This is a genomic window from Micromonospora sp. M71_S20, assembly GCF_003664255.1.
Taxonomy (GTDB): Bacteria; Actinomycetota; Actinomycetes; order Mycobacteriales; family Micromonosporaceae; genus Micromonospora.
Genome location: NZ_RCCV01000001.1, coordinates 404,447 through 430,216 on the forward strand (window position 1 = coordinate 404,447; position 25,770 = coordinate 430,216).

At 73.6% G+C, this 25,770-nt stretch carries 23 protein-coding genes; 8 read left to right on the top strand and 15 right to left on the bottom strand.

Annotated elements, in window-relative coordinates; all coding sequences use genetic code 11:
* The first annotated feature begins 31 nt into the window (after nt 1-31).
* On the top strand, nt 32-901 hold the full coding sequence (locus DER29_RS01800; protein ID WP_121395714.1) for a S1 family peptidase: 870 nt from the start codon (nt 32-34) through the stop codon (nt 899-901).
* A 123-nt stretch (nt 902-1,024) separates the two neighbouring features.
* Here DER29_RS01800 and DER29_RS01805 read toward each other — a convergent pair whose 3' ends face one another.
* Nucleotides 1,025-2,107, bottom strand: coding sequence for a PIN domain-containing protein (locus DER29_RS01805; RefSeq protein WP_121395716.1), 1,083 nt, complete (start codon nt 2,105-2,107; stop codon nt 1,025-1,027).
* Nucleotides 2,108-2,394: 287 nt separating this feature from the next.
* Between DER29_RS01805 and DER29_RS01810 the strand changes: the two genes are divergently transcribed.
* Nucleotides 2,395-3,543, top strand: a complete 1,149-nt coding sequence (locus DER29_RS01810; RefSeq protein WP_233599613.1) for an endonuclease — start codon at nt 2,395-2,397, stop codon at nt 3,541-3,543.
* Between the two features lie 73 nt (nt 3,544-3,616).
* Here the strand turns inward: DER29_RS01810 and DER29_RS01815 are convergent, their stop codons facing one another.
* The 5 genes from DER29_RS01815 to DER29_RS01830 form a co-directional block, all read right to left on the bottom strand.
* On the bottom strand, nt 3,617-4,804 hold the full coding sequence (locus DER29_RS01815; RefSeq protein ID WP_121395719.1) for an LLM class flavin-dependent oxidoreductase: 1,188 nt from the start codon (nt 4,802-4,804) through the stop codon (nt 3,617-3,619).
* Between the two features lie 108 nt (nt 4,805-4,912).
* A complete protein-coding gene (locus DER29_RS01820) occupies nt 4,913-6,178 on the bottom strand; it encodes a YeiH family protein (RefSeq protein WP_199729080.1) in 1,266 nt (421 codons plus the stop codon).
* Entirely contained in the window at nt 6,178-6,324 is a 147-nt protein-coding gene (locus tag DER29_RS34405; RefSeq protein ID WP_199729082.1) for a hypothetical protein, read from the bottom strand. Before DER29_RS34405 ends, DER29_RS01820 begins: the two co-directional genes overlap by 1 nt.
* 518 nt (nt 6,325-6,842) lie before the next feature.
* Entirely contained in the window at nt 6,843-7,478 is a 636-nt protein-coding gene (locus DER29_RS01825; RefSeq protein WP_121395721.1) for a hypothetical protein, read from the bottom strand.
* 82 nt (nt 7,479-7,560) lie between these two features.
* Nucleotides 7,561-8,592 (bottom strand): MBL fold metallo-hydrolase, encoded by a 1,032-nt coding sequence (locus DER29_RS01830; RefSeq protein ID WP_121395723.1) that lies wholly within the window; start codon nt 8,590-8,592, stop codon nt 7,561-7,563.
* 212 nt (nt 8,593-8,804) lie between these two features.
* Here DER29_RS01830 and DER29_RS01835 point away from each other — a divergent pair, with 212 nt between their 5' ends.
* Nucleotides 8,805-9,605: a crotonase/enoyl-CoA hydratase family protein gene (locus DER29_RS01835; RefSeq protein ID WP_121395725.1), complete on the top strand. Its 801-nt coding sequence runs from the start codon at nt 8,805-8,807 to the stop codon at nt 9,603-9,605.
* A gap of 150 nt (nt 9,606-9,755) precedes the next feature.
* Here the strand turns inward: DER29_RS01835 and DER29_RS01840 are convergent, their stop codons facing one another.
* Nucleotides 9,756-10,850, bottom strand: a complete 1,095-nt coding sequence (locus tag DER29_RS01840) for a sugar kinase (RefSeq protein ID WP_121395726.1) — start codon at nt 10,848-10,850, stop codon at nt 9,756-9,758.
* A gap of 3 nt (nt 10,851-10,853) precedes the next feature.
* Nucleotides 10,854-11,519, bottom strand: coding sequence for a bifunctional 4-hydroxy-2-oxoglutarate aldolase/2-dehydro-3-deoxy-phosphogluconate aldolase (eda, locus tag DER29_RS01845; RefSeq protein WP_121395729.1), 666 nt, complete (start codon nt 11,517-11,519; stop codon nt 10,854-10,856).
* 54 nt (nt 11,520-11,573) lie between these two features.
* On the opposite strand from eda, the gene DER29_RS01850 reads away from it, so the two are divergent.
* The 3 genes from DER29_RS01850 to DER29_RS01860 all read left to right on the top strand — a co-directional run bounded on the left by DER29_RS01850 (nt 11,574) and on the right by DER29_RS01860 (nt 15,503).
* Complete coding sequence (locus tag DER29_RS01850) at nt 11,574-12,350, top strand: IclR family transcriptional regulator (RefSeq protein ID WP_233599614.1); 777 nt, start codon at nt 11,574-11,576, stop codon at nt 12,348-12,350.
* Nucleotides 12,351-12,597: 247 nt separating this feature from the next.
* Nucleotides 12,598-14,151 carry a ricin-type beta-trefoil lectin domain protein gene (locus DER29_RS01855; protein ID WP_370040009.1) on the top strand — a complete coding sequence of 518 codons (1,554 nt, stop codon included), beginning with the start codon at nt 12,598-12,600 and terminating at the stop codon, nt 14,149-14,151.
* An 89-nt stretch (nt 14,152-14,240) separates the two neighbouring features.
* Entirely contained in the window at nt 14,241-15,503 is a 1,263-nt protein-coding gene (locus DER29_RS01860) for a glycoside hydrolase family 16 protein (RefSeq protein ID WP_199729084.1), read from the top strand.
* On the opposite strand, the gene DER29_RS01865 is transcribed toward DER29_RS01860, so the two are convergent.
* The 6 genes from DER29_RS01865 to DER29_RS01890 are packed head-to-tail and all read right to left on the bottom strand — an operon-like array spanning nt 15,394 to nt 20,675.
* Nucleotides 15,394-16,227 carry a thioredoxin family protein gene (locus tag DER29_RS01865; RefSeq protein ID WP_199729086.1) on the bottom strand — a complete coding sequence of 278 codons (834 nt, stop codon included), beginning with the start codon at nt 16,225-16,227 and terminating at the stop codon, nt 15,394-15,396. The genes DER29_RS01860 and DER29_RS01865 overlap by 110 nt on opposite strands.
* Before the next feature lie 18 nt (nt 16,228-16,245).
* Nucleotides 16,246-16,590 carry a ferredoxin family protein gene (locus tag DER29_RS01870; RefSeq protein ID WP_121395734.1) on the bottom strand — a complete coding sequence of 115 codons (345 nt, stop codon included), beginning with the start codon at nt 16,588-16,590 and terminating at the stop codon, nt 16,246-16,248.
* On the bottom strand, nt 16,587-18,152 hold the full coding sequence (locus DER29_RS01875) for an FAD-binding protein (RefSeq protein ID WP_121395735.1): 1,566 nt from the start codon (nt 18,150-18,152) through the stop codon (nt 16,587-16,589). The genes DER29_RS01870 and DER29_RS01875 overlap by 4 nt, the downstream gene beginning before the upstream one ends.
* Nucleotides 18,149-18,865: an ABC transporter ATP-binding protein gene (locus DER29_RS01880; protein ID WP_121395736.1), complete on the bottom strand. Its 717-nt coding sequence runs from the start codon at nt 18,863-18,865 to the stop codon at nt 18,149-18,151. Before DER29_RS01880 ends, DER29_RS01875 begins: the two co-directional genes overlap by 4 nt.
* Entirely contained in the window at nt 18,862-19,716 is an 855-nt protein-coding gene (locus DER29_RS01885; RefSeq protein WP_121395737.1) for an ABC transporter permease, read from the bottom strand. The genes DER29_RS01880 and DER29_RS01885 overlap by 4 nt, the downstream gene beginning before the upstream one ends.
* Nucleotides 19,713-20,675 carry an ABC transporter substrate-binding protein gene (locus DER29_RS01890; protein WP_121395738.1) on the bottom strand — a complete coding sequence of 321 codons (963 nt, stop codon included), beginning with the start codon at nt 20,673-20,675 and terminating at the stop codon, nt 19,713-19,715. Before DER29_RS01890 ends, DER29_RS01885 begins: the two co-directional genes overlap by 4 nt.
* A gap of 434 nt (nt 20,676-21,109) precedes the next feature.
* On the opposite strand from DER29_RS01890, the gene DER29_RS01895 reads away from it, so the two are divergent.
* Together DER29_RS01895 and DER29_RS01900 are read left to right on the top strand one after the other, a co-directional pair.
* Nucleotides 21,110-22,009, top strand: coding sequence for a bile acid:sodium symporter family protein (locus tag DER29_RS01895; RefSeq protein ID WP_121398927.1), 900 nt, complete (start codon nt 21,110-21,112; stop codon nt 22,007-22,009).
* An 83-nt stretch (nt 22,010-22,092) separates the two neighbouring features.
* Nucleotides 22,093-24,048 (top strand): ABC transporter ATP-binding protein, encoded by a 1,956-nt coding sequence (locus tag DER29_RS01900; RefSeq protein WP_233599615.1) that lies wholly within the window; start codon nt 22,093-22,095, stop codon nt 24,046-24,048.
* Nucleotides 24,049-24,166: 118 nt separating this feature from the next.
* On the opposite strand, the gene DER29_RS01905 is transcribed toward DER29_RS01900, so the two are convergent.
* Nucleotides 24,167-25,750 (bottom strand): DHA2 family efflux MFS transporter permease subunit, encoded by a 1,584-nt coding sequence (locus tag DER29_RS01905; RefSeq protein ID WP_121395739.1) that lies wholly within the window; start codon nt 25,748-25,750, stop codon nt 24,167-24,169.
* Nucleotides 25,751-25,770 lie beyond the last annotated feature (20 nt).

The following is a 25,770-nucleotide window of genomic DNA, read 5'->3' on the forward strand; positions in this document are numbered from 1 at the left end:
GAATCGACAGAAACGAATCTATGGAGGTTCGATGCGTCGTCTCCCGCCTGCCCTGCTCCTGCTCGCCGCGCTGCTGCTCGGCCTGCCGGCGCCCGCCCACGCCGCCCCCGATAACGGCGGGGCCGCCCCCGACCACGACACCGGCCGCGCCGCGGCCGCGCTCGCGCAGGTCCGCACCGCCGGCACCGCCTGGGGGCTCGACCCCGCCACCGGCCGGATGACCCTGACCGTCGACGACACCGTCTCCGCCCGGGACGTGGCCGCGCTGCGGGCGACCGCCGCCCGGGCCGGTGCGGTGCTCCGCCGCGAGCCGGGTCAGCTGCGCACCCTCATCGCCGGCGGGCAGGCCATCTACGGCGGCGGCGGGCGGTGCTCCCTCGGCGCCAACGTCCGCAGCGGCAGCACCTACTACTTCGTCACCGCCGGCCACTGCACCACCGCCGGCGCGACCTGGTACGCCAACAGCGCGCAGACCACCGTCCTCGGCAGCCGGACGGGCAGCAGCTTCCCCGGCAACGACTACGGGCTGGTCCGCTACACGAGCCTGGTCGCCCACCCCAGCGCCGTCTACACCTACCCCGGCCTGCTCACCATCAACGGCGCCGGCAACGCCTACGTCGGCCAGGCGGTCTGCCGCAGCGGCTCCACGACCGGGGTGCGCTGCGGCACGGTCACCGGGCTCAACGCGACGGTCAACTACGCCCAGGGCAGCGTCACCGGCCTCATCCGGACCAACATCTGCGCCGAGCCGGGCGACAGCGGCGGGCCGCTCTACGCCGCCGGCACCGGCACCATCCTCGGCGTCCTCTCCGGTGGCAGCGGCAACTGCACCAGCGGTGGCACCACCTACTACCAACCGATCATGGAGATCCTGGCCGCGTACGGCGTGACCGTCCCCTGACCGACCACCCGCGTGCCCGGCCCGACCCCCGCGCGACGGGCCGGGCACGGCGGGATCAGCCCTCGCGGCCGGTGGTCGCGACGCCCTCGACGAGGTGGCCCCCTCCGGCACCGACCGGAACGGTCAGGCGGCCCGAGGGGTGAGGAGGTAGTCGTCCGCCTCGGGACTCCACCGCAGGTCGACGACGCCGCTGGTGGCGGCCGCCTTGCAGAACTGGAGGAAGCTGCGGTAGCCCAGCTTCTTCTCGCTGAAGTCGGGCCGCGCCCGGCGCAGCTGGTTCTTCAGCCCGGAGAGGGCCACCGCGCCCTCGTCGCCGGCGAGGTCCGCCACCACCGAGCCGAGCAGCCCGAACGCCACCTCCCGGTCGCCGTGCTCGGGCAGGGAGACCTCGGGGTCGCCCTTGGCGGGCCCCTCCGCCAGCTCGACCACGTTGTGCTGGGCGAGGTGCCGCATGAGCTCCCCGAAGGTGCGGAACCCGTAGTCGGACTCGCTGAACGTCGGGTCCTTGCGCAGCAGGGTGCGCTTCAACGTCGAGGCCGTCACCTCGCCGCTGGAACTGCCCTGGAGGCCGGCGACGGTCTGCGCCACGAGCACGGCGAGCGTGTCGACGTCCCGGCCGGCCTCCTCGACCGCCGGCTGCGGCTCGGGCTCGGTCTCCTGCTCCACCCGCGGCACGTCCGGGCTCGGCAGGCGGGCCGGGCGGCCCCGCCGGACCCGGGCGGGAGGGATGTCGACGCCCTCCAACCGGTCGTAGTAGAGGAACTCGTCGCACGCGGGCGGCAGCAGCGCCGAGGTCGAGTTCTCCACGCCCACGCCGATGACGCGCTTGTTCAGCTCGCGGAGCTTGTGGACCAGCGGGGTGAAGTCACTGTCGCCGGTGCAGATCACGAAGGTCGAGATGTAACCGCGCTCGAAGGCCAACTCCACCGCGTCCACGGCCATCTTGATGTCGGCGGCGTTCTTGCGCGAGGCCCCCATCCGCTGGGGAATCTCGATGAGCTCGACGTGCGACCGGGTGAGCATCCGCCGGTCCTCGTCGAAGTAGGACCAGTCCGCGTACGCCCGGCGCACCACCACCCGGCCGCGCTCGGCGAGGGCGTCGGCGATGGGCCGGAAGTCGAAGGCCACGCCGCCGAGGTGGTCGCGGGCCCCCAGCGCGAGGTTCTCGTAGTCGAGGAAGAGGGCGATGCGGTCTTCGTGATCCACGCAGGTCAGCCTACCCCCGGCGAGACGCCGCACCGTTCCGGTCCGCCGCCGTCCGGCGCCGTGTCCACCGTGGTGGGCCGGCCACCGGGGTAGTGCTGGCCCTACCCGGGAACTACAGCGCGGGCCGGGCGCCCCGGTAGCCGGCCCCGGCGCGCCCACTGCCGGGCAGGTGCGGCCGCCCCGCCGAAAGTTGCGCTCCCGATTTCCCGACGTTCACCCGCGCACCGCTAGCATCGCTGCTCATGAATACGAGGAGCAGTACCCGCTCGGGGCCCAGAAGGCTGGCGATGGCGTTCGCGCTGGCCGTCGTCCTGGTGGCGCCCGTGGCGGTGACGGCCGCGGCGTCGGCCGCCGCCACCCTGACCGTGGCCCAGGCGCTCGCCGCGCAGGACGGCCGGACGGCCGCCGTGACCGGCTACGTCGTCGGCCAGCCGACCAGCAGCACGACGGTGCTCAGGTCCGGCTTCACCTCGGACACCGCGATCGCGATCGCCGACACGGCGGCCGAGACCGGCGCGAGCAGGATGCTCTACGTCCAGGTCACCGCCGCCTACCGGAGCACGTTCGGGCTGCTCACCAACCCGGGCCTGCGGGGCCAGCGGATCACCGCCACCGGTGCGCTCACCGCCTACTTCAGCCACGGCGGCCTGAAGAACCCGACGGCGATGACCCTCGGCGGCACCGCGCCCTCGCCGAGCCAGTCGCCGACTCCGGTCCCGACCACCAGCCCGGTACCCGGCGGCGACTACGACTCCACCTACTACGCCGACGCGATCGGTAAGTCCGGCACGGCGCTGCGCGGTTCGCTGCACTCGATCATCAAGGTGCAGACGAAGCTCTCCTACGACCAGGTGTGGGAGGCGCTGAAGGACACCGACCAGGACCCGGCCAACAGCAACAACGTCATCCTGCTCAACACCGGGCGGTCCCAGAGCAAGACCAGCAACGGCGGCGGCGTGAACGACTGGAACCGCGAGCACGTCTGGGCCAAGTCGCACGGCGACTTCGGCACCGCGACCGGCCCGGGCACCGACGTCCACCACCTGAGGCCGGAAGACGTCTCGGTCAACTCGACGCGTGGCAACAAGGACTTCGACAACGGCGGCAGCCCCGTCGCCGAGGCGCCGGGCTGCTACACCGACGCCGACTCGTGGGAGCCGCGCAACGCGGTCAAGGGCGACGTGGCACGCATGATCATGTACATGGCGATCCGGTACGAGGGCACCGACGGCTGGCCCAACCTTGAGCTGAACCAGTCGGTCAACAACGGCACCGCGCCGTACCACGGCAAGATGTCGGTGCTGCTCCAGTGGAACCAGGCCGACCCGCCGGACGCGTTCGAGAAGCGCCGCAACCAGCGGATCTACGAGCGTTGGCAGGGCAACCGGAACCCGTTCGTCGACCACCCGGAGTGGGCGACCGCCATCTGGGGCTGACCCGCCGCACCCACGTCGCGGCCGGTCCCTCGCCCGGGACCGGCCGCGACGCGACGGATCGCGCCGGTGTGGATCAGCCGGCCGACCCGGCGACCGGCACGGGGCGACCCGGCGGCTCCGGGACGAACGGGAGGCTCTTGGGTTCCACCGGCCGATGCCCGCCGGCCGGGTGCCGCCAGAGCCCGCGCTCGCGCAGGATCGGCAGCACCCCCTCGCCGAACCAGTACGCCTCCTCCAGGTGCGGGTGCCCGGAGAGGATGAACTCGTCCAGGCCGAGCGCGTGGTACTCGGCGATCCGGTCGGCCACCTCCGTGTGGCTGCCCACGAGGGCCGTGCCGGCGCCACCCCGGACCAGACCGAAGCCGGCCCAGAGGTTGGGTGCGACCTCCAGGCCGTCGCGGGAGCCACCGTGCAGGTCAAGCATCCGACGCTGCCCCTCGGACTCGCTGCCGCGCAGCCCTTCCTGGGCCGCCCGCAGGTCGGACTCGGCGATGCCGTCGAGCAGGCGGCGGGCCTGCGCCCAGGCCTCCGCGGCGGTGTCCCGGGTGATGACGTGCAGCCGGATGCCGAAGCGCAGTTCCCGCCCGACCTCGGCGGCCAGCGCGCGCACCCGGTCGAGCTTGCCGGCCACCTGGGCCGGTGGCTCGCCCCAGGTGAGGTAGACGTCGCTGTGCCGCACCGCCACCGGCAGCGCGGCGGCGGAGGAGCCACCGAAGTAGATCGGCGGGACCGGGTCGGGCAGCCGGTTCAGCCGGCCCCGCGAGATGCGCAGGTGCTCGCCGGCGTGGTCCACCGTCTCGCCGCGCCACAGCGCCCGCACGATGTGCAGGAACTCGTCGGCGCGCGCGTACCGGGCGTCCTTGTCCAGGAAGTCGCCGTAGGCACGCTGTTCCTGCGACTCGCCGCCGGTGACCACGTTGACCATCAGCCGGCCGCCGGAGAGCCGCTGGAACGTCGAGGCCATCTGCGCCGCCAGCGCGGGCGTGAGCAGGCCGGGCCGGAAGGCGACCAGGAACTTCAGCCGCTCGGTCACCTCGGTGAGCATCGCCGTGCTCAGCCAGGCGTCCTCGCACCAGGCGCCGGTCGGGGTGAGCGCGCCGACGAAGCCGAGCTGCTCGGCGGTCCGCGCGATCTGGCCCAGGTAGGCGACGGTCGCCGGGCGGGCGCCGCCGGCCGTGCCGATCGGCACGCCGTGGCCACCGCCGACGATGTCCCGGCTGTCGCCGTAGGTGGGCAGGAACCAGTGGAAGGTGAGGGCCATCCGGATCTTTCCTCCAGTGCGCGGCGGGAACGGGTGCGGTGAGGCGTGCGGCCGGCGGCGGAGTCGGCGTCGTGCCGCGCGACGACCATCGGGACCTTCCGGAGAGGGTCAGGCCACGAAGCCGTGGAAGAGCAGCGACGCCAGCCCGAGCGCCAGGGCCAGGTTGAACACGGTGGCTCCGGCGAAGACCGCGACGGGTCGCCACCCGGCCTCCCGCAGCGACGTCACGCGGACCTCGAGACCGATGCTGACGAAGGCCAGGATCAGGAACCAGACCCGCAGGTCGTTGACGACCGCGATGGTGGCCTTGCCGTCCGCGCCCGCCGCGTCGAGGTACCAGGTGGCGATCACGGAGGCGGCGACGAAGCCGAGGACGAACTTGGGGAAGCGGCGCCACAGCTCCCCCACGCCCGGCCGGGCAGCCCCCGGCCGGCGTTCCACCCGCAGCGTGAAGTACGCGGTGAGCGCCACCGCCACCACACCCATCAGGGCGTTCTGGGTGACCTTGACGATGCTGGCGATCTGCAGCGCCTCCTCCCCGGCCAGCGCCCCGGCCGCGGTCACCGCCGCGGTGGTGTCGATGTTGCCGCCGATCCAGGCGCCGGCCACCGCGTCGGACAGCCCGAGCAGGTCGGCCAGCCACGGCAGGATGAAGATCGAGGGCAGCGCGAAGACGATGACCAGGCTGGCCGTGTAGGCGAGCTGCTCGCGGCGGGCCCGTACCGCGCCCGCGGCGGTGATCGCGGCGCTGACCCCGCAGATCGACACCGCCGAGGCGAGCAGCGCGCGCAGTTTGTCGTCGAGCCCGAGCCGGCCGGCCAGCCACCAGGTGAACAGGAACACCCCGCTGATCAGCAGGACCGCCTGGGCGATCGCCGGGCCGGCCGCGCTGGCGATCACCGCCAGGTTGATCGAGGCGCCGAGCAGTACCAGGCCGGTCTTGATGAAGAATTCGGTACGGAACGCGGCGGCGATCCGCTCGCGCAGCCCGAGCCGGGTGACCGCGACGTTGCCGAGCAGACCGAGCAGGATCGCGTACACGGGATATTCGACCGCCGCGGCGACGTCCTCGACGGCGCTGCCCTCGGCCCAGGCGGGGACGTTCTGCTCCAGGATGCGGGTGAGCGCGGCGAGGGCCAGCACCACGAGCAGGCCCAGCCCTGTCCAGGCCCGCAACGCGCCCGGCCGGGCGGTGACCGGGGCGGGGGCGGAATCCCCGGCCGGCACGGCGGTGTCGGAGGCGGCGCCCTGCCCGGCGGCCGTGCCGGCACCGGGGCGGACGGGCTCCACCCCCGCCGTCAGGGCGCCGGAGCGGGTCGGTTCCCCCGCCGCCGTGCGGGCACCGGACGAGGTGGGCTCCTGCCCGGCGGCCATCAGGGCACCAGCCCGGCGGGAACGGCGCCGACCAGCACCAGGGCGATCAGCACGAGGCCGAGGACGGTGGCGGCCCAGTCCTCGTTGAACGCGAGCCGGGACTCGTCGGCGGTGGGCGGGGTCTGGGGTGTTGGATCGCTGCTCATGACGCTCCTTGGGGGGCGACCGCGCGCGGGCAGGGTCGACTTGAGGAGGGGCGCGCGGAGGCGCGGGAGGGGAACGGAGGATCCCGGCGCCGGCGCGGCGGCCGGCGTACGCGGGGCGACGCCACGGGTGCGCCCGGCTGCCACCCGCATCGACGGCGCCGGGTGAGGACACCGGATCGGGTGGCGCGGCGGGAAGGGCCGGTCAGGCCGCGTCGGACCCCCGGCCCGGTGGGACCGACCGGTCAGGCCGTCGGCGCGGCGCGATCGGCGGTCAGGCCGTCGGGCGCGGACCGGGACAGAGCTGCGAGGCGACCCGCATCAGGTCGACGACCCGGCGGGAGGTGAGCAGCGGTACGCGCGGCATGACCCCATTTTCCTACCGGATCAGTAGGATTACAAGACCCCTTCGCCCTCGGATGGGCCGAGGGTCGGCGCGCTGCCCGACGCCGGCGGCACGCGGGACGAGGTCGACCGGGGCCCCGGGGCGAACCACCGCACGGCCGGCGCGGTGCGGTTGGTCAGCGCCGGCGGGCGTACGCCAGCGGCAGCGGGCTCGGCTGGCCGCTCCACGTGCCGGTCAGCACGGCGCCGTCCGACGCGGTGCCGCCGTCGGGGCGGCGGACGACGGCCAGCTCCACCGAATCGGTGACGACGAGGGTGAGGTCGCCCTCGTCGACCACGCGGCGCACGGCGCCGACGGGCGGGACCTCGGCGCCCCGAGTGCCGCTGCCCGCGATGGTCATCGACAGCTCGCGGTACTCCCGCCGGCCGTCGACCTCGAAGAACTCCTCCGCCTGCCCGGCGTCGGCGAGCACGGCCGCGGCGAGCGTCGCGGCGTAGACGGGGTCCGCGCACGCGTCGTAGACCCAGCGGCGGCCGAGCACGGAGTGCTCGGTGGTGCCGACGAGCCAGTCGTCGCCGCCGTCGAGGGGTGCGCCGCGGTAGGTCAGCGGGACCTGGTGGATCGGGCCGTCGCCGGCCCTGAGGAGCAGCGTCTCGACGCCGACGGCGCCGGCCGGATCGTCGAACCGGTAGGCCGCCACGCGCGCGACGTCGGCGTCGGCCGGCCCCTGGTACCACGGTCGGCCGGGCAGCCACGCCGCCAGGAGTGCGAACTTCGAGGGGTGCATTTCCGCCCGGTGCAGCAGCGCCATACGCCGCATCGTAGGGGCACGGCCGCACCCCGCGCTGACCCGACCACCACGCGACGCGCCCGACGGAAGCGGGCCCGGCGGGTCACGCGGTGGCGTAGCGGCGCAGCCCGTCGACGTCGGACCGGGTCAGCCGACCCTGCGCGACCAGGAGTTCCAGGTGCGCCGCCGTCTCGGTGACGGCGAGCATCGCGTTGAACACGTCGAGGTCACCAAGCCGGCGCTCCCGCCGGGTCCAGCGCAGCTGCGCGGCGACCTCGTACGCCGAGATCGCGCCCCGTGCGACGGCGGCCTCCGTCTCGTCGAGCCGCGCGCCGTGGTGCGCGACGAGTTCGTCGACCCGCGCGTGCACGCTGGGGGTCACCGGCCCGTGCGCCGGGAGCAGCCGCGCGTCCGGTCGCCGCCGGACCAACGCGAGCGATGCCAGGAAGTCGCCGAGCGGATCCGCCGACAGCGCGGCCTCGAAGCCGATCGAGGGCGTGATGGTGGGCAGCACGTGGTCACCGGCGAACAGCAGGTGCCCGCCGGTGTCGTGGAAGACGACGTGCCCGCGCGTGTGGCCCGGCGTCTCGACGACGTGCAGGGTGCGCTCGCCGTGCCTGATCTGCTCACCGTCGTGGAACCAGTCGTCCGGCAGCTCCCAGTCCTCGGTGCTCAGCCGCGTCCCGGTCAGCCCCGCCAGGGTGTCGGCCAGCTCGCCGGCGCCCAGCAGCCGCAGGCGGCCGAGCTGCTCGGCGAGCGGATTCCGGTGCGGCGTCATGGACACCGCCAGGCTCTCGCGTTCACCCGCGCCGAGGCTCACCCGCATGCCGTACTCGCGGCGCAGGTGCACGGCCTGCGTGTAGTGGTCCCGGTGGACGTGCGTCACGAGGAACCGGCGCACGTCCCCCAGCGAGCAGTCCAGCTCCTTGAGCGCCGCGTCGAGCGCGGAGCGCGCCTCGGCGACCGCCCAGCCGGAGTCGACGAGCACGAGACCGTCGTCGTCGCGCAGGACGTACACGTTCACGGCGCGCAGGCCGTCGTTCGGCAGCGGCAGCGGCACCCGGTGGACGCCGGGGGCGACCTCGAACGTTCCGGGCGTGGTCCAGTCGTCGTGGTTGCCGGTGTCCGAGGTCATGGCCCGACCATAGTTCCGGCTCGCGCCCGCTCCCCCGGCGGCCCGCCACGTCCGGGACGCGATCATCGCCGCGACCAGGGACGCCGTGCCGCGGCCCGACGGGGTGGCCCGGTCGGCCGCGGCCAGCCGTCGCGTACCCCGCCTTGCCGGCCGGACGGGCGTGTGGTTGGTTTCGGGGCAGACCAGATCAGCGGCACACCGAGGAGACGCGCGTGGACGACCCGGTTCTCGTCGAGCGGGACGGTCCCGTGGAAACGTGGACGATCAACCTGCCGGAGGCCCGCAACCCCATCTCCGGCGACGACGTGATCGACGCGTTGGTCGCCCGGGTCGACGCGGTCAACGCCGACCGGGCGGTGCGGGCGGTCATCCTCACCGGCGCCGGCAGCGCCTTCTCCGCCGGCGGCAACGTCAAGGACATGGCGGACCGGGTCGGCCTCTTCGGCGGCGCCCCGCACGAGCTGCGCGACGGCTACCGCCGCGGCATCCAGCGGATCCCCCGGGCGATGTACGCGTGCGACGTGCCGCTGATCGCGGCGGTGAACGGAGCGGCGGTCGGCGCCGGCTGCGACCTGGCGCTCATGTGCGATCTGCGGATCGCCTCGGAGCGGGCGTTCTTCGCGGAGAGCTTCGTCAAGCTCGGCATCATCCCCGGCGACGGCGGCGCCTGGCTGCTGCCCCGTGCCGTCGGCGCCGCCCGGGCCGCCGAGATGACGCTGACCGGGGACCGGGTCGACGCCGCGACCGCCCTGGAGTGGGGGCTGGTCTCCCGGGTCGTGCCGCACGGGGAGCTGCTCACCGAGGCGCGCCGGCTGGCCGACCGGGTGGCGGCGAACCCTCCGCACGCCGTACGGATGGCCAAGAAGCTGCTGCGCGAGGCCCAGCACCAGAGCCTCGACAGCGTCCTGGAGCTCTCCGCCGCGATGCAGGCGCTGGCGCACCAGACCCGGGACCACGACGAGGCGGTCCGGGCCTTCCTCGACCGGCGCGAACCGCACTTCACCGGGGAGTGAGCGGATCGACGGCCGGCGGGTGCCGCCGGTGACGATCCCGTCGCCGGGGCCGGCCGCCCTCCGGACGCCGACCGTCCCGCGTCGGGTGGCCCGCCGCCGGGGCCCGGGAGGCGCGTCGCTCCCGGGCCGGTCGGCGGGCCACGCCGTCGGTCAGCGCTGCACGCGCGCGCCGGCGCCCCGCACGAGCGCCTCGACCTCCCGGAGGCTGGCCATCGAGGTGTCGCCGGGCGTGGTCATCGCCAGCGCGCCGTGCGCCGCGCCGTACTCGACGGCCGTGCCCAGGTCGCCCTTCTCCAGCAGCCCGTAGATCAGGCCGGAGGCGAAGCTGTCGCCGCCACCGACCCGGTCCATGATCTCCAGACCGGGCCGGTGGGTCGCCTCGACGAACTTCCCGTCGGCCCAGGCGATCGCGCCCCAGTCGTTGACGGTCGCGGTGCGCACGGTACGCAGGGTGGTGGCGACGACCTTGAAGTTGTCGTACTCCCGGGTGGCCGCCTCGATCATCCGCTGGAAGTTGGCCACCTCCAGCTCGGACAGCGAGGCGTCGGTGTCGGGCACCTCGAAGCCCAGCGAGGCGGTGAAGTCCTCCTCGTTGCCGATCATCACGTCGACGTAGCGGGCCAGCCGGCGGTTCACCTCCCGGGCGCGGGCCTGCCCGCCGACGGCCTTCCACAGGCTGGGCCGGTAGTTGAGGTCGTACGACACGACGGTGCCGTGCCGGGCGGCGGCGGCCATCGCCGCCTCCATCGTCTCCGGGGTGGTCTCCGACAGGGCGGCGTAGATGCCGCCGGTGTGCAGCCACCGCACCCCCAGCGTGCCGAACAGGTGGTCCCAGTCCACCTGGTCGGGCCGGAGCTGGCTGGCGGCGCTGTGGCCGCGGTCGGAGGTGCCGACGGCGCCCCGGACGCCGAAGCCGCGCTCGGTGAAGTTGAGCCCGTTGCGCACGGCGCGGCCGACCCCGTCGTAGGGCAGCCAGGTCACCAGCGACGTGTCCACCCCGCCCTGGAGCACGAGGTCCTCCAGCAGCCGGCCCACCTCGTTGTCAGCGAACGCGGTGACCACGGCGGTCCGCAGGCCGAAGCAGCGGCGCAGGCCGCGCGCCACGTTGTACTCGCCGCCGCCCTCCCAGGCCCGGAACGTGCGGGCGGTGCGGACCCGGCCCTCGCCCGGGTCGAGCCGCAGCATGATCTCGCCGAGGGAGACCAGGTCGTACCGGCACTCGCCGGCCGGTCGGATGGACAGCACGGCTCAGCCCTCCACGGCGGGTCGGGCGGCCTCGACGGCCGCGGCGGTGCGGGCGGCGACCTCGTCCCAACGCCCGGCGGCGATCAGGTCGGGGGCGACCATCCAGGTGCCACCGACCGCCAGCACGGCGGGCAGCGCGAGGTAGTCCGCGAGGTTGGCGGTGTTGACCCCGCCGGTCGGGATGAACCGCACCGAGCGGTACGGCGCGGCGAGCGCCTTGATCATCCCGACGCCGCCGAGCTGCTCGGCGGGGAAGAACTTGACCGTGTCGAGCCCGGCGTCGAGGGCCATCTGGATCTCGGTGCCGGTGGCGACGCCGGGGAAGACGGGCACACCCAGCTCCTGGCAGCGGCGGACGACGGCCGGTCCGAATCCGGGGGTGACGACGAACCGGGCGCCCGCCTCGACGGCCCGGTCGACCTGGGCGGGGGTCAGCACGGTGCCGGCGCCGACGAGCAGGTCGGGTCGCTCGGACATGACGCGGATCGCCTCGGCAGCGGCGTCGGTGCGGAAGGTCACCTCGGCGCAGCGCAGGCCGCCCCGCACCAGCGCGTCGGCCAGCGGGGCGCCGTCGCGGGCGTCGTCGAGCACGACCACCGGCAGGATCCGGGCCGCGCCGACGGCCGCGCGGACCGCATGTCTCTGTTCATCATTCTGTACGCCAGTCACATATGTGACCCTAGCCGTGCCGCCCGGCCTGTCAACCCCGCTAGAGTGGCGCCCATGACGCTGCCCGGCGGGTTCCAGCCCGTGAAGTCCTCCACCCGGACGCTGGAGGTGCTCGAGGCGCTGGCCGCCTCGCCGCAGCGGCGCTCGCTGGTCGACCTGGCCCGCGCGCTGGACATCCCGAAGAGCAGCCTGCACGGCATCCTGCGCACCATGGCCCAGCGCGGCTGGGTCGAGAGCGACCCGACCGGCACCAGGTTCGGGCTCGGGGTGCGCGCGCTCCAGGTCGGCGCCGCGTACCTCACCAGCGACGACACCGTGGGCCTGCTCGGCGGGGTGCTCGACGACCTGTCCCGGCAGTTCGGCGAGACCGTCCACCTGGGACGCCTGGACGGCGCGCACATCGTCTACCTCGCCAAGCGCGAGTCGGTGCACCCGCTGCGGCTCTACAGCGCGATCGGGCGGCAACTGCCGGCCCACGCCACCGCCCTGGGCAAGGCGTTGCTCGCCGAGCGTCCGGACGACGCGCTCGCCGGGCTGCTGACCTGGCCGCTGCCCGCGCTCACCCCGCACACCGTCACCGACCCCGACGCGCTGCGCGCCGAGCTCGCCGCCGTCCGGGAGCGGGGGTACGCGGTGGACCGCGAGGAGAACACCGAGGGCATCGTCTGCTTCGCGACCGCCGTACCCCTGGCGGCGCCGGCGTCCGACGCGATCAGCCTGTCGGTGCCGGTGGCCCGGCTGGACGCCGCCGGCGAGGACCGGATCGTGGCCGCCCTCCGCCGGGCGGTCGACCAGGTCCGGGCGGCGCGCGGCCTGCTCTCCACCGCCTGACCGACGCCGCTCCGGCACCCCCGCCGCCCGCCGACGGGCCCCGGGTGCCCACCGCGGGCGGGCGCGGCCCGGGTCCGGGGGCGCACCGGCCACGCGCATGGACCCCGGCGCACCGGTCGTCGCCGAGGGCGACGCGCGGGCGACAACTGGCAACCTTCTTGACAGATGTGTCGAGATATCGACAGACTTCTTTCGGAGAGCGCTCTCTTGTTCCGTCTGCCACCCTCGCCGCACCGGGAGAATCCTCTTGTCTCGAAGACTGCGCATGCTCGTCCCCGCCGCCGCCGGCCTCCTGATCCTCGGCCTGACCCCGGCGGCGGGCCACGCGAGCGACACTCCCCCCGCCGCCCCGGCCCCCACCGCGGCGGCGGGGGCCGACCTCAGCCCCGCCTTGGTCGAGGCGATGCGCCGCGACCTCGGCCTCACCCCCACCCAGGTCGACGAACGCCTACGCACCGAGGCGGCGGCGCCGGTGGTCGAGCGGCGCCTGCGGGCCAAGCTCGGCCCGGCGTTCGCCGGCGCATGGATCCCGTCCGGCGGGCAGCGCCTCACCGTCGCCGTCACGGACGCGGCGCTCGTCAGGACCGTCCGCGCCGAGGGCGCCGACGTCACGGTCGTCGCCCGCAGCGAGCGCACCCTCGACGCGGTCAAGCGCGCCCTCGACCGGCGCACCGCCGCCGCCGACCCCCGCGACGTCCACGGCTGGCACGTCGACGTCGCCCGCAACAGCGTGGTCGTGACGGTCCGGCCGGGCGCCGCCGACGAGGCGATCGCGTACGCCAAGGCCAGCGGCGTGCCCACGGACGCGATCCGGGTGGTCACGGCCACCGACGCGCCCCGGCCGCTCTACGACATCCGCGGCGGCGACCAGTACGTGATCAACGGCAACACCCTCTGCTCGGTCGGCTTCGCCGTCGTCGGCGGCTTCGTCACCGCGGGCCACTGCGGCGGTGTCGGCAGCCCGACCCTCGGCTTCAACAACGTCTCCCAGGGCACGTTCGCGGGGTCGTCGTTCCCCGGCAACGACTACGGATGGGTACGCACCAACGGCTCCTGGACGCCGCAGCCCTGGGTGAACAACTACTCCGGCGGCAACGTGACGGTCGCCGGCTCGCAGGACGCGGCGATCGGCAGCTCGGTCTGCCGCTCCGGTCGGACGACCGGCTGGCGCTGCGGGACGATCCTGGGCCGCAACGAGACCGTCAACTACCCGCAGGGTGCGGTGTCGGGCCTGACCCGCAGCAACGCCTGCGCCGAGGGCGGCGACTCCGGCGGGGCCTGGGTCTCCGGCAACCAGGCCCAGGGCGTCACGTCCGGCGGTTCCGGCAACTGCTCCATGGGCGGCACGACCTGGTTCCAGCCGGTCAACGAGATCCTCGGCGTCTACGGGCTGTCCCTGGTGACCACCGGTGGCGGCGACGGGAGCCGGCTGATCAGCAACTGGAACAACCGCTGCATCGACGTGCCGAACTCCAACTTCTCCGACGGCGTCCCCCTGCAGACCTGGACCTGCAACGGCACCGCCGCGCAGTCGTGGACCTTCACCGGCGGCACGCTGCGTACCCAGAACAACAAGTGCATGGACGTGGCCTGGGGGTCCACCGCCAACGGCGCGACCATCCAGATCGCCAACTGCAGCGGCAACCCGGCCCAGCAGTTCGTCCTCTCGGCGGCCGGCGACCTGGTCAACCCGCAGGCGAACAAGTGCGTCGACATCAAGGAGTGGATCAACTCGGACGGCGCCCGCCTGCACCTGTGGGACTGCGTCGGCGGCGCCAACCAGAAGTGGCGTCGCGGCTGAGCCCATCCGTCCGCCGTCGCGCCCGCACCGAACGGCCGATCGACGCCGCGAGACACGCCGCGGCGGCGCAGATGCCAAGGAGGTCCTACATGTTCAGATTCCGTACCCGTCGCCGGCCGTGGGCGCTCGCCCTCGCCGCGACCGCGATCATCGGCGCCACCACGGCCCTCGCCGTGCCGGTCCACCCCGAACCGGCGCAGGCCGGCATCGGGGGGATCACCTGGCAGGACGAGTTCAACGCGGCCGCCGGCACGCCCGTCGACCAGAGCAAGTGGCGCTTCGACATCGGCGGCGGCGGCTGGGGCAACAACGAGCGGCAGTACTACACCAACAGCACGAGCAACGCCGCGCACGACGGCCAGGGCAACCTGGTGATCACCGCCCGCCGGGAGAACCCCGCCAACTACCAGTGCCACTACGGCCGGTGCGAGTACACCTCGGCCCGGCTGCTCACGGCGGCGACGTTCACCCAGGCGTACGGCCGCTTCGAGGCCCGCATCAAGATCCCGCGCGGTCAGGGCATCTGGCCGGCGTTCTGGATGCTCGGCAACGACATGGGCAGCGTGGGCTGGCCGAACGCGGGCGAGATCGACATCATGGAGAACATCGGCCGGGAGCCGAACACCGTCTACGGCACCATCCACGGCCCGGGCTACTCGGGTGGCGGCGGCGTCACCGGCAGCCGCACCATCGGCCAGCCGCTCGCCGACGGCTTCCACACCTACCGGGTGGACTGGGAACCGAACTCCATCATCTGGTACCTGGACGGCGTCGAGTTCCATCGGGTGGACCCGAGCCGGCTGGGCGGCAACCGCTGGGTGTTCGACCACCCCTTCTTCATGATCCTCAACGTGGCGGTGGGCGGGAACTGGCCGGGCTACCCCGACGGCTCCACGCAGTTCCCGCAGCAGATGCTCGTGGACTACGTCCGGGTCTCGGGCTACACCTCGGGCGGCAACCCACCGACCGGCACCAACGCCATCCGGGGCGCGCTCAGCGGTCGGTGCATCGACATCCCGAGCGCCAACCCGGTCGACGGGGCCAAGCTCCAGATCTGGGACTGCAACGGCACCGCCGCGCAGGCCTGGACGTTCGCCTCCGACGGCACGATCCGGGCGATGGGCAAGTGCATGGACCCGGCCTGGGCCGGCACGGCGAACGGCACCGAGGTCAACCTCGTCACCTGCAACGGCAACCCGGCGCAACGCTTCACGCTCAACGCCGCCGGTGACCTGGTCAACCTCAGCGCGAACCGCTGCGTCGACGTACGGGACCGCAACACCGGCAACGGGGGCAAGCTCCAGTTGTGGGACTGCACCGGTGACGCCAACCAGAAGTGGTCGCGCGTCTGACGGAACCTCGCGCGGGCCGACACCTCGTCGCCCGCCCGCCGGCCGGGCCGGTCGGGGCACACAGCCCCGACCGGCCCGGCCGGCCCTGCCTGCGGATCAGGTGCGCCAGATCGTCGGGTGCGCCGGCGGCGGCCCGGTTCAGTGGACGACGACGTCCGGCTCGTTGCCGGGCGACCACTTGATGCCGCACCCCAGGCTCGGAGTGTGGGGCTCGGGCACGTCGCGGCCGGCCAGCACCCGGTCGACCGCCGCCGCCAGCAGGTCGCCGGTCGCCGGTCACCGGGACGTCGTTGCCCGGCCGCGCCCGGTCGAACGCGCCCCGGTAGGCCAACCTCCGGTCGGCGTCGTACAGGAAGAAGTCGGGGGTGCAGGCGGCGTGGAAGTCCCGGGCCGTCCGCTGGGCGGCGTCGACCAGGTACGGGAACGTGAAGCCGACCCGCTCGACCTGCCCGCGCAGGCCGTCGACGTCGTCGTCGGGCTGAATGCCGGTGTCGTTGCTGGCGATGGCGACGACCGACAGCCCGCGCCCGGCCAGCTCGGTGGTCACCTCGGCGAGCCGCCGCTCGACGTGCCGGACGAACGGGCAGTGGTTGGACAGGAACGCGACCAGCAGGGCGGGCCCGGCGAGGTCCCCCGACGTGACCGGCTTGCCGTCGAGGTCGGGCAGGTCGAAGGCGGGCAGCGGCGTGCCCAACGCGACGAGCTGCGAGTTCACGGGTGGCATGTGGCTCTCCTCGGGTGTTCAGCCGTCCAGCCGGACGGGTTCGACGCGATGCAGGAACGGGGTGGTGTCGATGGCGGCGAGCCGGGTCTCGCCCTTGTGCCAGCCCAGCCGCGACCGCCAGCTGCCCAGCAGTCCCGCCGCGGCGAGCGCGTCCTCGTCGACGCGTTCGACCTCGTCGGCCAGGGGTGAGACGTACATGGCGTCCGCCGGGCAGTACGCCTCGCACATGAAGCAGGTCTGGCAGTCGCTCTGCCGGGCGATGACCGGCACCTCCCCGACCACGCCGTCGAAGACGTTGGTGGGGCAGACCCTGACGCAGATGCCGCAGCCGGTGCAGCGGCTCGCGCTGACGAGCTCGATCACGCCGGCACCTCCTCCGTGCGTACGGTCACCCGGTCCAGCCCGGCGAGCACCAGGCGGTGCCGCTGCCGCGGGTCGGGCGCGGGATGCTCGGCGAGCACGTGCATCCCCCGCGTCTCGGTGCGCGCGAGCGCGGCGACGTGCATCCACCGCGCCGTGGCGACCATCGCGGCGGCCTCGCGGGAGCGCACGCGCCCCCGTACCCCCGGTTCCGGCCGGCCCGATACGGCGGGCCACAGGGCGTCCGTGCCGGCCAGCGCACGCCGCAGCCGGGCGACGGTGCGGAAGTAGCTGACGTCCAGGGGCAGCGTCTCCCGCTGGACGGCCGCGACCACCGCCGCGGTGTCCACGGTGTCGGGCGAGTCCGCGCGTACGCCGGCACCGCCGATCGGTGCCAGGCGGCGGGTGCGCGGGCCGACGGCGGTCCCGTACGCCGCCGCGGCGGCACCGGACCACCGACCGGAGCAGATGGCCCAGGACGCGTTGAAGGCGCCCCCGCCGCTCTGGCCGCCGTGGCTGCGTTCCCGCGAGGCGGCGTCGCCGGCGGCGTAGAGACCCGGCACGGACGTCTCGCAGCCGTCGCCGACGAGCCGGATCCCGCCCGTGCCCCGCACGGTGCCCTCGAACCGCATGGTCAGCGGGAACCGCTGGGTGAACGGGTCGATGCCGCGCCGGTCGTAGGGCAGGAAGAACACCGCGTGCGAGGTGCGCAGCAGAGCCCGCTTCTCCGGCGTGTCCGCCCGGTCGAGCACGGCGTGCACGGGGCCGTCCCGCAGCGCCCGCGCGATGCCGTCGCGCGGCAACGCGCCGTCCCCGGCGTAGACGACCGTGCCGTCGACGGCGGTGATGGTGGCCAGCGACAGCAGCCGGTTGCGGGTGACGGTGCTGTACTCCGCGCTGGTGCCGTAGGAGTTGCTGAACTCCATGCCGGACAGCTCGGCGCCCGCCTCGGCGGCCATCAGCAGCCCGTCGCCGGTGAGCACGTTGCAGCCCAGCCCCTTGCTGAGGAACGCGCAGCCGCCCGTGGCGAGTACGACCGCCGGCGCCCGGACCTCCCACTCCGCGCCGCTGAGCCGGTCGACGCCCCGCGCGCCGCCGACGCCGTGCCGATCGGCGAGCAGTTCCAGGGCCGGTGACTGGTCGAGCACGGTGACGCCGGCCCGGCGCACCACGCGGCGCATCAGCCGCATGTACTCCGGTCCCTGGAGGTGGTTGCGCAGCGGCTGGCCGTGATCGTCGCGTACGAACGGGTAGCCCCACCGCTCGACCAGTTTCAGGCTCTCGTAGACGTCGTCGAGGACGCGGTGGATCCAGCGCGGCTCGCAGAGCGCGCCGCCGCCGACCATCCGCCTGGCCACCGCCTGTTCGCGCAGTTCGGCGTCGGGCGGCAGGTAGAGCAGGTTCGAGCCGCCGGGGGCGGTCGCGCCGCTGGAGCCGAGGTAGCCCTTGTCGGCCAGCACCACCCGGGCGCCGTGGGTGGCGGCACTCCAGGCGGCCCAGGCGCCGGCCGGACCGCCGCCGACGACCAGCACGTCCGCGTCGCGCACTGCGCGGTCGGTCGTCACGACGTCACCTCCACGGGGTGTTCGGACACGCCCAGCTCGCCGAGCAGCGCCGCACGCAGCGCGGCGAACCCGGGGTCGGTGCGCTGCCGCGGGCCGGGCAGGTCCACCGGGCGGTCCAGCGAGATGCGGCCGCCGCCCAGCACCACGACGCGGTCGGCCAGCAGCACCGCCTCGTCGACGTCGTGGGTCACGAAGAGCACGGCCGGCCGGTGCCGGGCGCACAGCTCGCGCAGCAGCGCGTACATCCTGAGCCGGGTCAGCGCGTCGAGCGCGCCGAACGGCTCGTCCAGCAGCAGCACGTCCGGTTCCCGGACCAGGGCGCGGGCCAGGGCCACCCGCTGCGCCTCGCCGCCGGACAGGGTGACGGGCCAGGCGCGGGCGTGCCCGCTCAGGCCGACCTCGGCGAGCGCGGCCAGCCCGCGCTCGCGCGGCTGCGGCCCGCCCAGGTGGAACGTGACGTTGGCCAGGACCCGCTTCCACGGCAGCAGCCTCGGCTGTTGGAAGACGACCGAGCGCCGGGGCCGGATCCGCACGACGCCCTCGATGTCGCGGTCCAGCCCGGCCAGCGCGCGCAGCAGGGTGCTCTTGCCGGAGCCGCTGTGCCCGAGCATGGCCACGAACTCGCCCGTCGCGACGCTCAGGTCGAGCCCGTCCAGGACGGTGCGGGCCCCGAAGCGTCGCCGGGCGCCGCGCATGTCGATCGCCGCGCTCATACGCCCTCGAATCCGTGGCGCCAGCCGAGCAGGCGCCGCTCCAGGAACCGCACGAGCGCGTAGCTCAGCAGGCCGATCACCGCGTACAGCAGCAGCACGAGCACGGACAGGTCGAACTGCAGCAGCGTCTGCGCCCGCGACATCAGGAAGCCGATGCCCTCGGTGGTGTTGATGGTCTCCGCGAAGATCAGGCTGAGCCACGCGCTGGACAGCGCGAGCCGCAGCCCGACCAGGAAGCCGGGCAGCGCCCCGGGCAGGATCACGTGCAGCACCATGGCCGACCGGCCCGCGCCGAGCGTGCTCGCCGCCTCGACCAGGTGCGCGTCGACGCCGCGGATCGCGCTGTAGGTGTTGATGTAGATGGCGATTCCGACGCCGAGGGCGATCAGCAGCACCTTCGGCCCCTCGTCGATGCCCATCCACATGATCAGCAGCGGCGTGAGGGCGAAGTTGGGCACGGCCTTGGCCACCTGCATGGTGGAATCGATGAGGTCCTCGCCGACGCGGCTCAGGCCGGCGAGCACGGCGACGACCGCCCCACCCACCGTCCCGTAGGCGGTGCCCTGCGACACCCGCCACACCGACGCCCAGACGTGGGTCTGCAGCTCACCGTCGGCGACGAGCCGGGCCGCGGTCGCGGCCACCGCGGCCGGCGGCGGGAAGAGCTGGGGATCGAGCAGGCCGGCGGCCGAGGCCAGCCACCAGAGGGCGATCAGCAGGGCCGGGCCGGACAGCGCGCGCAGCCAGCGCGGCACGCGCCGCGGGCGGGCCCGGCGCCGGGGGCCGCCGGCGAGGTCGAGCAGCGCCGGCTCCGCCGTGGGCGCGGTGCTCTTGTCGAGTACGAGCGTCACGACGTCACCAGCCAGGAGTCGACGTCGAACTCGGCGTCGATGAGCTTCTGCTGCCGGAGGAACTCGTACGTGGCCCTGACCTGCGCGACGCCGTCGGCCGGGAACGGTTCGACGTTGAAGTGCCCGGCCGGTTCCGCCTTGGCCGCCAGCGCCACGTCAACGGCGTCCTTCTTCGCCGCGTACTCCCAGTAGGCGGAGATGTTGTCGCGGATGTCCTGGTTGACGGCGGCGATCGCCGTGCCCCACGCCTCGCCGAAGCCCGGGTGCGCGTCCAGGAAGGACTGGAGCGCGGTGCTGTGTTCGGTGCTCAGCAGGTGCGGGTGGCGCGACGCCTTGTCGATCACCACGAAGCCCTTGCGCTCCAACTCGTACGCCTGCGTCCCGCCGACCACCGTCGCGTCGATGGAGCCGCTGGACAGGCCGGCCAGCGACTCGGGTGTGGGGACGTTCTTGATCTGGATCCGGTCGGTGAGTCCGGCCGCGTGGAGGAGCCCGTACGCCACGCGGTGGCGGATGGTGCCCTCGGGGGCCGTCACCGTCCCGCCGACCAGGGCGCCGATGTCCGACGGGCCGCCCTTGCGGCCGATCAGCCAGATGTCGGCGTTGACGGTGGTGAGGGCGAGCAACCGGGTGGGATTGCCCTTGGCCCGGGTACGCAGCGCGGGCATGTCTCCGGTCACGGCCACGTCGATCGCGCCGGACAGCAGCGCCGAGCTGACGTCGGCACCGGACTGGAAGAACGAGAAGCGCACCTCCTTGACGCCGCTCGGTCTGAGGCGGTCGCGCAGCAGCCCGCGCTCCTCCGCCCAGCCGAGGTTGCCCTGCACGGTGCCGGTCACCGACGTCATGCCGACGCGCAGGACGAACTGCTGGCTGCCGCCGGCGCCGGCGGCCTCGCCGCCGCAGCCGGCGAGGACGACGAGGGTCGACAGGATCGCGAATAGTCTGATCTTGGGCATGCGAAGGCTCCCTGGGGATGCGTCGAGGAATCGACGGGGGCATGGGCGTGGCGACCAGCCGCTCGTCGGCGAGCGGCTGGTGCGGGATCGGGCCGGCGGCGGGCCGTCGTGCGGCGACTGCCGTGCGGTGGCCGTGTCTCGTGCGGCGGCCGTGGTGGTGGTGGTGCGCCTCGTCAGCGGCTACAGAGGCTGCTGGCGGTCCGCTCGAGGTCCACGTGGCGCCGGGTGATGAGAACCCTCGTCGCCGTCATGGCACAAACCCTACTTGTCCTATAGGAGAAGGCAACAGCCGTCCCACATAGCGGCTGCGGCGCCCCCGCGCCGCCCGGCAACTCCCGTCGGGCGCGGGCTGCGCACGTCACGAGATGTCCGGCGCACCGTCGCGGTGTGAGGATCCGGTGGTCCTTGGCGTACGCGATCAGGAGGCCGCCGCCGTGAGTTCCGGTTTGTCGATCGTGCTCTTCCCCGTCGCCCTGGGCATCGTCATGCTCGGCCTCGGGCTCACCCTCACCGTGGACGACTTCCGTCGCGTCGTCACCTACCCCCGGGCCGTGCTCGTCTCCCTGTTCTGCCAGATGCTGATCCTGCCGGCCGTCTGCCTGGGCCTCGTGCTCGCCGCCGACCTGCGCCCGGAGCTGGCCGTCGGGATGATGCTGCTCGCCGCCTCCCCCGGCGGCAGCACCGCCAGCCTCTACAGCCACCTGTTCAAGGGCAACGTCGCGCTCAACGTCACCCTGACGGCCATCAACTCGGTGCTCGCCCTGTTCACCCTGCCCCTGATCGTCAACCTGTCCGTCGCCGCGTTCATGGGCTCGGACAGCTCGCTCGGGCTCCAGTTCGACAAGGTGCTCCAGGTGTTCGCCCTGGTGCTCATCCCGATCGCGGTCGGCATGACAGTGCGCCGGCGTCGTCCCGGGTTCGCCGCCCGCATGCAGCAACCGGTGAAGGTCCTCTCCATCGTGGTCCTCGTCGTGGTGCTCACCGGCGCGGTGATCGGCATCAGGGACGAACTCGCCGCCACCGTGGGCGCGGTCGGCCTCATCGCCCTGCTGTTCAACCTGATCAGCCTGGCCATCGGGTACGCGGCGCCCCGGCTGCTGCGCGTCGGGCACCGGGAGTCGGTCGCGTCCTCGTTCGAGATCGGCATCCACAACGCCACCCTGGCCATCACGATCGCGCTCAGCCCGGCCCTGCTCGACAACAGCGACATCGCCATGCCGTCGGCCATCTACGGCACCCTGATGTTCTTCACCGCCGCCGTCTTCGGCTTCGTCGCCGCACGGCGCGGCAGGGCCGCCGCCGATCCCACGCGACAGCCGACCGCGGCGGCGTGAGCGGCCCGGCGCCGGGGGTGGAGGACGCCCCCGGCGCCGGGGCGGCACCGGCCGCGATCCGCGCGCAGCGAGGAGACACGCCCGTGACCGGAGCCGCCACCCGAACCGAACGGGACACCACGTCGGCACAGTCGGCACCGGCGGAATCGGTCCTGCCGGAGCTGCGGACGATGTACTGGGAGACCGGAATGCAGGCGCGGTCGGAAGCCGGCCTGTTCACCGTGTTCGCCGAGCTGCCCCGGCTGGTCTGGACGGCGGTCCGGACCAGCTGGCGGGCCGACCGACTCCGGACCTCGGTGGTGGCCGCCGCGACGCTCGGCGGCGGGGCGATGGCCGCCTTCGGGCTGCTGGCCACCCAGCGAGTGCTCGTCGAGCTGTTCGCCGGGGGCCCGACCGCGGAGAAGGTGGTCGCCGCGACGCCCGCGCTCGCCGTGCTCGCGGGGGCGACCGCGCTGCGCGCCGGCATGGGCATCGCCACCGGGTACGCGCAGAACGGGCTCACCCCACGGGTGAGCCGGGAGGTGGAACGCGGCCTGTTCGAGACGTCCACGGCGGTACGGCTGGAGGCGTTCGACGCCGACGCGTTCGCCGACGACATGGAGCGGGCCTCCCGGGGCACCGAGTCGACGGTCGACCTGGTGGAGTCGTCGATGAACCTGCTCGCCGGGCTGGTCGGCCTGCTCGCCGTGGCGGTCGCCGTCGTCGTCATCCACCCGCTGCTGCTGCTGGCGCTGCTGGTCGCGACGCTGCCCAAGGCCTGGGCAGCGCTGCGGGCCGGGCACCTGCGCTACCGGACGTACACGGCCGGCTCGGTGCGGCGACGGCGACTGTGGCTGCTGCACCGGCTGATGGCCGAGCGGGACTCGGCGCCGGAGCTGCGCTCCTACGGGCTGCGCCGCTTCCTGCTGGACCAGTACGACCGGGTGATGGAGGTCGAGACCGACATCGAGCTGGCCCTCGCCCGCCGGGTCACCACGACCACCACGGTCGGGGCGGTGATCGGCGGAATCGCCACCGCCGCTGTCTACCTCCTGCTCGGGCTGCTGCTCCTCGACGGTCAGATCCCCCTCGCGGCGGCGGCGACCTGCGTGGTCGCGGTGCAGGCCGCGCAGCGCTCGCTGGCCGTCACCACCTTCCAGGTCGACCGCGTCTACACCGAGGGTCAGCACTTCGGCGACTACACCGGGTTCATGACCCGCGCCGCCGCCTACCTGCCCGACCCGGCCGTGGGCAGCGCGGGCACCGCCCCCGGTCCGCTGCGCGAGCTGGCCGTGCGGGAGGCCAGCCTGCGCTACCCCGACCGGGAGACGCCCGCCGTCGACGGCGTGACGCTGACGATCACGGCGGGGCAGACGGTGGCGTTCGTGGGCGAGAACGGCTCGGGCAAGACCACCCTCGCCGCGATGATCGCCACCCTGCGGGCTCCCACCGACGGCGTCATCTGCTGGAACGGGCGGCCCCTGCCCGAGTGGGACCTCGACGGGCTGCGGGCCCGCATCGCGGTGGTCACGCAGGAGTACCACAAGTGGCCCTTCACGGCCGCGACGAACATCGCCGTCGGCGACGTCGAGAGCGAGGTCCGGCAGGACCGGATCGAGGCCGCCGCCGCCCGTGCCGTCGCGCACGAGATGATCCAGGACCTCCCCGACGGGTACGAGACGCTGCTCGACCGGACGTTCGCCAGGGGCCAGGACCTCTCCGGCGGCCAGTGGCAGCGCATCACCGCCGCCCGCGGCTTCCTCCGCGACGCCGAACTGCTGATCATGGACGAACCGTCCTCCGCCCTCGACCCGCGCGCCGAGGACGCCCTGTTCCAGGCCATCCGGGACCGGCAGGGCCGGGCGACCACCATCCTCATCACCCACCGGCTGGCCAACGTCCGGCACGCCGACCGGATCTTCGTCCTGCACGACGGCGCGCTGGTCGAGGCCGGCAGTCACGCCGAACTCGTCGCCGCCGGCGGCCGGTACGCCGAACTGTTCGCCCTCCAGGCCGCCGGTTACCACGACGACCACGCCCCCGCGCCACGGCAGCGCTGACCGCTGCGACCGGAGGACGACACGCCCCACCGGCAGCCCCTTCTCGCCGGTGCCGCCGTTCGGAGCCCACCCCGCTGCCCCCGGCCCCCGGACGATGTCCGGGGGCCGGGGCGTCGCGTCAGTGGATGATGACGGGCGTTTTCGCCTGCCCCTCCTGCTGGCCGTCGAGCAGGTGCGACGGCTCCCGCCGGCGAGGCAGGAACGCCACCGGGACGAACGTGACCAGCACCAGTGCGAACGCGACCCAGAACGTGGTGGCGAAGGAGCTGGCGGCGAAGTCGAGGCCGCGCTCGATGAGCGACGGTTGGACCGGGAACTGCCCGGCAAGCTCCGGCTGCTGCTGGACGGCGATGGCGAGGCCGGCCTCCGTCACCGGCTCCCCGCTCGGGTCGGTCGCCCCGGGGATCGGCCGGGAGCCGTTCAGCTCGTTGGTGAGGATCACCGACATCATGGCGGCGCCGACGGACCCGCCGATCTGCTGGAGGATGTTGACCAGGGTGGAGCCGCGGGCCACCTCGTGGGCCTTCAGGGTCTTCAGCGCCGAGGTCATGATCGGCATCATGGTGCCGCCCATGCCAAGGCCCATGATGAACAGCGACCCGCAGAGCAGGACGTACGAGGTCTCCGGGTCGACCTGGGTGAAGGTGAAGAACCCGACGGCGATGAGTGCCAGCGCGAACGGCACGGTACGGCCGACGGGGACCCGGTCGGCCAGCATCCCGGCCACCGGCATGGTCACCATCGCGCCGATGCCCTGCGGCGCCATCAGCAGGCCGGCGGCCAGGGTCGTCTCGCCGCGGATCTGCAGGAAGTAGCTCGGGAACAGCAGGCCGGCACCCATGAACGCGATGATGAACACGAACATGGTCACCGCCGCGACGGTGAGGTTGCGGTTGGCGAACAGCCGCAGGTCGAGCAGGGGGTGCCGGGTCCGGAAGGAGTAGAGGACGAAGGCCACGAGGAGCACGCCGCCGACCAGCATGGGCACCCACACCTCGGTGTCGGCGAACGTGCCGGTCTCGGGCAGCGTGGAGACGCCGTAGAGGAAGAGGGCGAGACCCGGCGAGAGCATCAGCATGCCGAGGAAGTCGAACGACTCGGAGGGCTCGGGGGCGTCCTTCGGCAGCGCCAGGGCGGCGTAGACGAGCGCCACGGCGCCGATCGGCAGGTTGATCAGGAAGATCCAGTGCCAGCTCGCGATGTCGATCAGCCAGCCACCGAGGATCGGCCCTCCGATGGGACCGAGCAGCATCGGGATGCCCAGGACGGCCATCAGCCGGCCGATCCGGTGCGGCCCGGCCGCCCGGGTCATGATCGTCATGCCCAGCGGGAGGAGCATGCCGCCGCCGAGGCCCTGGAGCACGCGGTAGCCGATCAGCTGCCCGATCGTGTCGGCGTTGGCGCACAGCCCCGACCCGATCGTGAACAGCGCGATGGCGATCATGTAGAGCCGCTTGGTGCCGAACCGGTCGGCGGCCCAGCCGCTGAGCGGGATCACCGTGGCCAGTGCCAGCGTGTAGGCGGTCATCGTCCAGGCGACCTCGGCGTACGACGCGTCGAACTCGCGCTGGAAGGTCGGCAGGGCGACGGTGACGACCGTCACGTCGAGGATCGACATGATCGCGCCGAGGACGACGACCCCGGCCACCTTGAGCACTGAGGCGTCGAGTTTGTCCGAGGTCGCGATGGATTGCTGTGTCACTGATTCTCCTGGGTCCCCGT